The 1,428-nt window shown below is 63.5% G+C and carries 2 protein-coding genes and 1 pseudogene; 1 reads left to right on the plus strand and 2 read right to left on the minus strand.

Annotated elements, in window-relative coordinates; translation table 11 throughout:
* Window positions 1–53: 53 nt before the first annotated feature.
* Window positions 54–533 carry a YHS domain-containing (seleno)protein gene (locus A2I95_RS37730; RefSeq protein WP_291737557.1) on the plus strand — a complete coding sequence of 160 codons (480 nt, stop codon included), beginning with the start codon at window positions 54–56 and terminating at the stop codon, window positions 531–533.
* A gap of 106 nt (window positions 534–639) precedes the next feature.
* Here the strand turns inward: A2I95_RS37730 and A2I95_RS37735 are convergent, their stop codons facing one another.
* Both A2I95_RS37735 and A2I95_RS37740 read right to left on the minus strand, forming a co-directional pair.
* Window positions 640–1,272 (minus strand): d(CMP) kinase, encoded by a 633-nt coding sequence (locus A2I95_RS37735; RefSeq protein ID WP_027257636.1) that lies wholly within the window; start codon window positions 1,270–1,272, stop codon window positions 640–642.
* Window positions 1,269–1,428 (minus strand): annotated as a pseudogene (locus A2I95_RS37740) (3-phosphoshikimate 1-carboxyvinyltransferase); the annotation flags it as partial. The gene A2I95_RS37735 and the pseudogene A2I95_RS37740, both read right to left, overlap by 4 nt.

Below are 1,428 nucleotides of genomic sequence, written 5' to 3' on the forward strand. Positions count from 1 at the left end.
GCACAGCCTGAACTGAACAGAAAAACCCGCAACTGAACCTGATGAGGACAACCATGAAAATTCTTCTAACAACTGCCCTGATTTCGCTGTCTGCGGCACTCGCCGCCCCGGCCTTTGCCGCCGATGAACTCAATGTCTCCACCGGTATCTCTGCCGGCGGTGCGCCGCTGGCCGCGCATGGTGTTGACCTTGTGTCGCTGCTGGACAGGCGCAACCCGGTGGAAGGTGTGGCAAACTACTCCGCAACCGTGGATGGCGCCTCTTATTACTTCACTTCTGAGGAGAACAAGACCGCGTTCGAGGCCGATCCGGCCAAGTACCTGCCGCAGCACGGCGGCTTCTGCTCCTATGGAGTGTCGGTCGGCAAGAAGTTCGACGGCGACCCGGACCAGTATCTGGTACACGACGGCAAGCTGTTCCTGTTCCTGAACGCCGCCACCCGCGCGGCCTTCCTGGAGGACGTGCCCGGCACTGCCAAGACCGCCGACACCCAGTGGGGCCAGATCAAGCACACCGCCGTCAGCGAGCTCTGATCGCGCACTCCCGTGTCCCGGAGGGCCAAGCGGTTCCGCTCCGTCCCGCTTGCCCTTGCACCCGCGGTTGATGCGTCAGCTGCGGGTGTATTTGGTTGATTGATGTTTATGCCAGTGTTTCGCCGGCCTCGCGGCGGGCTTCAATCACCGTGATCGCCTTAGCCAGGGCTTCTTCGATGCTCAGATCGCTGGTGTCGATCAGAATCGCATCGGCCGCCGGCCGCAGCGGTGCTTCGGCGCGGTTCATGTCACGCTCGTCCCGGGCCTTCACATCTCCCAGCACCTCGTCCAGCGTGATCACCTTGCCGGCCGCGGCGAGTTCCAGAAACCGGCGCCGGGCGCGGACTTCGGCGCTGGCGGTCACAAAGAACTTCACCTGCGCATAAGGACAGATCACGGTGCCGATGTCGCGCCCGTCCAGCACCGCGCCCCCGGCCCGGCGGGCAAAGGCACGCTGGAAATCCACCAGTGCAGCACGCACTTCGGCGATCACCGCCACCTTGGAGGCCGCCTGCGCCACTTCCGGCCCGCGCAGGTCGTCGCGCGCCAAATCTTCCGGCGTCAGGTTTTGCGCAGCTTCAACCGGGGTCACACCATCCAGCATCTTGGCCCCTACCGCACGGTACAAGAGGCCGGTATCCAGATGGCTGAAGCCGTAATGGGCCGCCAGCGCCTTGGACAGCGTGCCCTTGCCAGCCGCCGCGGGGCCGTCGACAGCTATCGTGTAACTTTCGCTCATGTGCGCTCCAGCTTGGCGCCCAGATTGCCCATCAGGCTCTCGAAAATCGGGAAGGAAGTGGCAATCGGGCCGCCGTCATCGACCGAAACCGCATTCTGCGCCCCCATGCCCATCACCATGAAAGACATGGCAATGCGGTGATCCAGGACGCTTTCG

It is taken from the genome of Leisingera sp. F5, from assembly GCF_001593695.1.

Excerpts from the sequence above, each read along its gene's own strand:
- A2I95_RS37730 (WP_291737557.1), top strand. The coding sequence starts at position 54 with ATGAAAATTCTTCTAACAACTGCCCTGATTTCGCTGTCTGCGGCACTC.
- A2I95_RS37735 (WP_027257636.1), bottom strand. The coding sequence starts at position 1,272 with ATGAGCGAAAGTTACACGATAGCTGTCGACGGCCCCGCGGCGGCTGGC.